At 65.4% G+C, this 7,137-nt stretch carries 7 protein-coding genes; all 7 read left to right on the plus strand.

Annotated elements, in window-relative coordinates; translation table 11 throughout:
* Window positions 1–24 precede the first annotated feature (24 nt).
* Complete coding sequence (gene hppD / locus ACFU5M_RS27335) at window positions 25–1,227, plus strand: 4-hydroxyphenylpyruvate dioxygenase (protein WP_379053750.1); 1,203 nt, start codon at window positions 25–27, stop codon at window positions 1,225–1,227.
* Window positions 1,228–1,286: 59 nt separating this feature from the next.
* On the plus strand, window positions 1,287–1,814 hold the full coding sequence (locus tag ACFU5M_RS27340) for a DUF3558 domain-containing protein (protein WP_379053751.1): 528 nt from the start codon (window positions 1,287–1,289) through the stop codon (window positions 1,812–1,814).
* Between the two features lie 10 nt (window positions 1,815–1,824).
* Window positions 1,825–2,379, plus strand: coding sequence for a DUF3558 domain-containing protein (locus ACFU5M_RS27345; RefSeq protein WP_379053752.1), 555 nt, complete (start codon window positions 1,825–1,827; stop codon window positions 2,377–2,379).
* Window positions 2,380–2,722: 343 nt separating this feature from the next.
* The gene (gene rpsL / locus ACFU5M_RS27350; RefSeq protein WP_040870256.1) at window positions 2,723–3,097 is read left to right on the plus strand and encodes a 30S ribosomal protein S12; all 375 of its coding nucleotides are present in this window, start codon (window positions 2,723–2,725) and stop codon (window positions 3,095–3,097) included.
* Window position 3,098: 1 nt separating this feature from the next.
* Entirely contained in the window at window positions 3,099–3,569 is a 471-nt protein-coding gene (gene rpsG, locus ACFU5M_RS27355) for a 30S ribosomal protein S7 (protein WP_040739280.1), read from the plus strand.
* A gap of 137 nt (window positions 3,570–3,706) precedes the next feature.
* The gene (gene fusA / locus ACFU5M_RS27360; RefSeq protein ID WP_379053754.1) at window positions 3,707–5,809 is read left to right on the plus strand and encodes an elongation factor G; all 2,103 of its coding nucleotides are present in this window, start codon (window positions 3,707–3,709) and stop codon (window positions 5,807–5,809) included.
* A 99-nt stretch (window positions 5,810–5,908) separates the two neighbouring features.
* Window positions 5,909–7,099 carry an elongation factor Tu gene (gene tuf / locus ACFU5M_RS27365; protein WP_040870253.1) on the plus strand — a complete coding sequence of 397 codons (1,191 nt, stop codon included), beginning with the start codon at window positions 5,909–5,911 and terminating at the stop codon, window positions 7,097–7,099.
* The last annotated feature ends 38 nt before the right edge of the window (window positions 7,100–7,137 follow it).

A 7,137-nucleotide genomic window follows, 5' to 3' on the forward strand; every position in this document is an offset into this window, starting at 1 on the left:
TGGACCCAGCGATTTCCTTGGACCATGACCATCGAGCACCTGCCGGACGCCCGGTCCGGCGCCGTCCCCAGCGACCGCGAGCTGCGCACCCTCGTGGGGTTGGTAGACCACGACGCCAGCGGTGACCCGTTTCCGGTCATCGGATGGGACGCCCTGGTCTGGGTGGTGGGTAACGCCACGCAGACCGCGCACTTCATGGAATCCGCCTTCGGGATGCGGTTGGAGGCGTACTCGGGACCGGAGACCGGCAATCGCGACCACAAGGCATTCGTCCTGCGCAGCGGCGCGGCGCGCTTCGTGATCACCGGAGCGGTGCATCCGGACAGCCCGCTGGTCGCCCACCACGATCGGCACGGCGACGGCGTGGTCGACATCGCCCTCGAAGTGCCCGACGTCGACCGGTGCGTCGCGTGGGCTCGCGCGCACGGCGCGAAAGTCCTGGTCGAACCACGCGACGACACCGACGACTTCGGCACGGTCCGCTCGGCCGCGCTGGCCACCTATGGCGAGACCAGGCACACCTTGGTCGACCGTTCCGGCTACTACGGGCCCTACCTGCCCGGCTATGTCGCCCGCCGCTCCGACTACCAACGACGTGACGGCGCGCCCACCCGGTTGTTCCAGGCGATCGACCACGTCGTGGGCAACGTGGAACTCGGGCAGATGGACGAGTGGGTCGAGTTCTACCGGCGGGTCATGGGGTTCACGAACATGGCCGAATTCGTCGGCGACGACATCGCCACCGAGTACTCCGCGCTGATGAGCAAGGTCGTCGCCAACGGGAATCACCGGGTGAAGTTCCCGCTCAACGAGCCGGCCGTCGGCAAGAAGCGCTCGCAGATCGACGAGTACCTGGAGTTCTATCGCGGCCCCGGCGTCCAGCACATCGCGCTCGCCACCGGCGACATCCTGACCTGCGTGGACGCCTTGCGCCGGGAGGGCGTCGAATTCCTGGAGACGCCCGCCGCCTACTACCGGGACCCCGAACTGCGCGCCCGCATCGGCCGGGTCCGCGTCCCCGTCGAAGAACTCCAGCGCCGCGGCATACTGGTCGATCGCGACGAAGACGGTTACCTGTTGCAGATCTTCACCAGGCCGCTCACCGACCGCCCCACGGTCTTCTTCGAACTGATCGAGCGCCACGGCTCCCTCGGTTTCGGCAAGGGTAATTTCAAAGCCCTGTTCCAGGCGATCGAACGCGAGCAGGAGGCCAGGGGCAATCTGTGATCCGGGGGCGGACGATCTTGTCGAGCCTCTCCGGCGAGTGCGTCGGTAGAGTTCTTTGCATGCGGATCAAGTCGGCAGTCGGCATCACGGCAGCCTTGGTGCTCGCACTGGCGGGTTGTGGTTCGGGGGAGGGGACCGAGGACTCGGGTCCGTCCCGCCCGGCGCCGAAAGTGGTGGCGCTCGGCCCGTTCGTGGGGGAGTGTGGTCACGTGACCGATGACGAGGTGCGCAATCTCGGTGGCCTCGGCCGCATCTCCGGAGTGTTCCGCAACGCGGTCGGCTGTAACTGGCAGTCGGCCGGAATCGGTTCTCCGAGTATCACGTTCGCTTCGTACCGGGGCAGTCCCATCGAACGGGAACGGGCGTGGGTGTCGGTCGAAGGCCGTGCGCCCGATCCGATAAAGGTGGGTGGGCGGGATGGATTCGCCGCCCTGGATCCGACTCGAACGATCTGCGATCTGGCGGTGCAGCTCGGTGACGATTTCTTCGAATGGTCGACGAATATCGGATCCTACGGTTCGGTGACCGGTAACCCGTGCGACCGGAGCCGCGCTCTCGCCGAGCTGACTCTGCAACGGATTCAGTGAGGGGTGAGGAGTGAACGTCGGCCGAGACCTGTGCAGGCGCGGCGCGGCCGCCGCCGCGGTGGCCCTCGCGTTGTCCGTGGGCGGGTGCAGCCAGGTTATTTCCGGAACCGCGCAGCCGGTGGGCGCGAGCCAGCCGGTCAACGCCAGGCTGGACAAGTTGCTGCGGGAATGCGACATCCTCTCCCATGATCAGATCGGCAAGGCGATCGGTGAGAGCGTCCAGGTCAGCGACTCGTTCTTCGGCGCGGTCTGCATGTGGGACCTGATCGGCGCGCCCGGCGGCAACGGGATGGCCACGCTCAACTGGTACGAGAACGGGACGCTGAGCAACGAGAAGCAGACGAACAACAAGCTCGGCTACGAAACCACCAACATCACCATTCAGAGTTCGCTCGCGCTGCAGATCCGCAGGCCGAACGACCCGTCCTCCTGCGGTGTGACGGCGAGTGCGCCGGACAACGGCGTGATCGGCTGGTGGATCAATTACCGGCCCGGCTCGGGGCACCCCGATCCGTGCGACGCGGCGAAGAGGTTGATGGAAATGACCCTGAACCTGGCCAGGTAGACGATCCTCGAACCGACCCGCTTTGACCCTGTGTCCCGGCCACGGGTATCGTGGATCGCTGTGCCCGGAAGCTTGCGGGCAAGTTCGTGCGTGACCGTAGGCCAGCGAAAGCGGCCGACGACTCCAGCGTGCCCGGAATCAGGGCTCCGCGCCGCGCGCGACACGCCCGACCTCGGGACGCCAGAAACGTGGCCGGACGTGCGAGTGAATGCTCGATGACAGCGTTGTGAACGACGGGCCCGAAGCGGGAGCTTGCCTCTCCGTGAAGGGCCCCGGGAGCACCGCGACCTAAAAACAGACATGAAGTCCACACACCGCGTTAACTAATAAGGAAAGCCGGTCTATGCCAACCATCAACCAGCTGGTCCGCAAGGGTCGCCGCGACAAGGTCTCCAAGACGAAGACCGCGGCCCTCAAGGGGAGCCCGCAGCGTCGTGGCGTGTGCACCCGCGTGTACACCACGACCCCGAAGAAGCCGAACTCCGCGCTGCGCAAGGTCGCGCGTGTTCGCCTGACCAGCTCGGTCGAGGTCACGGCCTACATCCCGGGCGAGGGCCACAACCTGCAGGAGCACTCGATGGTGCTCGTGCGCGGCGGTCGTGTGAAGGACCTTCCCGGTGTCCGCTACAAGATCATCCGTGGCTCGCTGGACACCCAGGGTGTGAAGAACCGCAAGCAGGCCCGCAGCCGTTACGGCGCCAAGAAGGAGAAGAGCTGATATGCCACGCAAGGGCCCCGCACCCAAGCGTCCGCTGATCAACGACCCGGTCTACGGTTCGCCGCTGGTTACTCAGCTGGTCAACAAGATCCTGCTGGACGGCAAGAAGTCCACCGCCGAGCGCATCGTCTACGGCGCGCTGGAGCAGGCGCGCGAGAAGACCGGCACCGACCCGGTCGTCACGCTCAAGCGCGCACTGGACAACGTCAAGCCCGCACTCGAGGTCAAGCCGCGCCGCGTCGGTGGCGCCACCTACCAGGTGCCGGTCGAGGTCCGTCCGGGCCGCTCCAACACCCTGGCGCTGCGCTGGCTGGTCAACTACTCGCGGGCTCGCCGGGAGAAGACCATGGTCGAGCGCCTGGCCAACGAACTGCTCGACGCCAGCAACGGCCTCGGCGCCTCGGTCAAGCGTCGCGAGGACACTCACAAGATGGCCGAGTCCAACCGGGCCTTCGCGCACTACCGCTGGTGACGTCTACCCGGCCCGTCGTCTGGGTCGGGAGGCACAGCCGGAACGCGGCACTCACCGGCCGCGTCCGGCGTTGACATAGAGGCGACCACAGGGTCGTCCCCGATAATCCCAACTAGCTACGAGCGGGGAAGATTTCCGTGGCACAGGACGTGCTCACCGACCTGAACAAGGTCCGCAACATCGGCATCATGGCCCACATCGATGCGGGCAAGACGACCACAACTGAACGCATCCTCTTCTACACCGGCATCACCTACAAGATCGGTGAGGTCCACGACGGCGCCGCCACGATGGACTGGATGGAGCAGGAGCAGGAGCGTGGTATCACCATCACCTCCGCGGCTACCACGTGCTTCTGGAAAGACAACCAGATCAACATCATCGACACCCCCGGGCACGTCGACTTCACCGTGGAGGTGGAGCGGTCGCTGCGCGTGCTCGACGGCGCCGTCGCGGTGTTCGACGGCAAGGAAGGCGTCGAGCCGCAGTCCGAGCAGGTGTGGCGTCAGGCGGACAAGTACGACGTGCCGCGGATCTGCTTTGTCAACAAGATGGACAAGCTCGGTGCGGACTTCTACTTCACCGTGCAGACCATCAAGGACCGCCTCGGCGCCAAGCCGCTGGTCATCCAGCTGCCGATCGGCGCGGAGGACACCTTCGAGGGCATCATCGACCTGGTCGAGTACAACGCCAAAGTCTGGCGTGGCGAGACCAAGCTCGGTGAGCAGTACGAGGTCGTCGAGATCCCGGAGGATCTGAAGGAGAAGGCCGAGCAGTACCGCCAGGAGCTGCTCGAGACCGTCGCCGAGTCGGACGAGGCGCTGCTGGAGAAGTTCTTCGGCGGCGAAGAGCTGACCATCGAGGAGATCAAGGGCGCCATCCGCAAGCTGACGGTGACCTCCGAGCTCTACCCGGTGCTGTGCGGCTCCGCGTTCAAGAACAAGGGCGTACAGCCCATGCTGGACGCGGTCATCGACTACCTGCCCTCGCCGCTGGACGTGGAGGCCACCACCGGCCACGTGCCCGGCAAGGAAGAGGAGCTGCTCACCCGTAAGCCGAGCGCCGACGAGCCGTTCGCGGCCCTGGCGTTCAAGATCGCGGTGCACCCCTTCTTCGGCAAGCTGACCTACGTCCGCGTGTACTCCGGCAAGGTCGACTCCGGCGCCCAGGTCATCAACTCGACCAAGGGCAAGAAGGAGCGTCTGGGCAAGCTGTTCCAGATGCACTCCAACAAGGAGAACCCGGTCGGCGCGGCCTCGGCGGGCCACATCTACGCGGTCATCGGCCTCAAGGACACCACCACCGGTGACACCTTGTGCGATCCGCAGAACCAGATCGTGCTCGAGTCCATGACCTTCCCGGACCCGGTCATCGAGGTCTCCATCGAGCCGAAGACCAAGTCCGACCAGGAGAAGCTGGGCACCGCGATCCAGCGTCTGTCCGAAGAGGACCCGACCTTCTCGGTCAAGCTCGACCAGGAAACCGGCCAGACCGTCATCGGCGGCATGGGCGAGCTGCACCTCGACATCCTGGTCGACCGGATGAGGCGCGAGTTCAAGGTCGAGGCGAACGTCGGTAAGCCGCAGGTGGCCTACCGCGAGACGATCACCAAGCGGGTCGAGAAACTCGAGTTCACGCACAAGAAGCAGACCGGTGGTTCCGGCCAGTTCGCGAAGGTGATCATCGCGCTGGAGCCGTTCGTCGGCGAGGACGGCGCGCACTACGAGTTCGAGAACAAGGTCACCGGTGGCCGCGTGCCGAAGGAATACATCCCTTCGGTGGACGCGGGCGCCCAGGACGCCATGCAGTACGGTGTGCTCGCCGGCTACCCGCTGGTCAACATGAAGGTCACGCTGCTCGACGGCGCCTACCACGACGTCGACTCGTCGGAAATGGCGTTCAAGATCGCGGGCGCGCAGGCGCTCAAGGAAGCGGCTCGCAAGGCCGGTCCGGTGATCCTCGAGCCGCTGATGGCGGTCGAGGTCACCACGCCCGAGGACTACATGGGCGACGTGATCGGCGACCTGAACTCCCGCCGTGGTCAGATCCAGGCCATGGAGGAACGCAGTGGTGCCCGTGTCGTCAAGGCGCTGGTTCCGCTCTCGGAGATGTTCGGTTACATCGGTGACCTGCGGTCGAAGACCCAGGGCCGGGCGAACTACTCCATGGTGTTCGACTCGTACGCGGAGGTTCCGGCCAACGTGTCGAAGGAGATCATCGCCAAGGCGACCGGCGAGTAAATGGCTCCCGGGCGTTTGTAATACCCCTTTCCCCGTGTCCGCGGGGATGACCCCGCACTGCTGCAACTGCACGCACCAACAAGTCCAGGAGGACAAACAGTGGCGAAGGCGAAGTTCGAGCGGACGAAGCCGCACGTCAACATCGGCACCATCGGTCACGTCGACCACGGCAAGACCACGCTGACCGCAGCGATCACCAAGGTGCTGGCTGACAAGTACCCGGATCTGAACGAGAGCTTCGCGTTCGATCAGATCGACAAGGCGCCGGAGGAGAAGGCTCGTGGTATCACGATCAACATCTCCCACGTCGAGTACCAGACGGAGAAGCGCCACTACGCGCACGTCGACGCCCCGGGTCACGCCGACTACATCAAGAACATGATCACCGGTGCGGCGCAGATGGACGGTGCCATCCTCGTGGTCGCCGCCACCGACGGCCCGATGCCGCAGACCCGTGAGCACGTGCTGCTCGCCCGTCAGGTCGGCGTGCCCTACATCCTGGTCGCGCTGAACAAGGCCGACATGGTCGACGACGAGGAAATCCTCGAGCTCGTCGAGATGGAGGTCCGCGAACTGCTGGCCTCGCAGGAGTTCGACGAGGACGCGCCGGTCGTGCGGGTCTCCGGTCTGAAGGCGCTCGAGGGTGACCCGAAGTGGTCGGAGTCGGTGCTGGAGCTCATGGCCGCGGTCGACGAGTCCATCCCGGACCCGGTTCGTGAGACCGACAAGCCGTTCCTGATGCCGGTCGAGGACGTGTTCACGATCACCGGTCGTGGCACCGTCGTCACCGGTCGCGTCGAGCGTGGCGTGATCAACGTGAACGAGGAAGTCGAGATCGTCGGCATCCGCCCGGAGAAGACCAAGACCACGGTCACCGGTATCGAGATGTTCCGCAAGCTGCTCGACCAGGGTCAGGCGGGCGACAACGTCGGTCTGCTGGTCCGTGGTATCAAGCGTGAGGACGTGGAGCGCGGCCAGGTTGTCGTGAAGCCGGGCACCACCACCCCGCACACCGAGTTCGAGGGCCAGGCGTACATCCTGTCGAAGGACGAGGGCGGCCGCCACACCCCGTTCTTCAACAACTACCGTCCGCAGTTCTACTTCCGTACGACTGACGTGACGGGCGTTGTGACCCTGCCCGAGGGCACCGAGATGGTCATGCCCGGTGACAACACCGAGATGCTCGTCAAGCTGATCCAGCCGGTCGCCATGGACGAGGGTCTGCGCTTCGCGATCCGCGAGGGTGGCCGCACCGTCGGCGCCGGTCGCGTCACGAAGATCATCAAGTGATTCGCTGAATCGCTGGGAACGGCGCCGCTCCTTCGGGA

It is taken from the genome of Nocardia sp. NPDC057455, from assembly GCF_042802775.1.
Taxonomy (GTDB): Bacteria; Actinomycetota; Actinomycetes; order Mycobacteriales; family Mycobacteriaceae; genus Nocardia.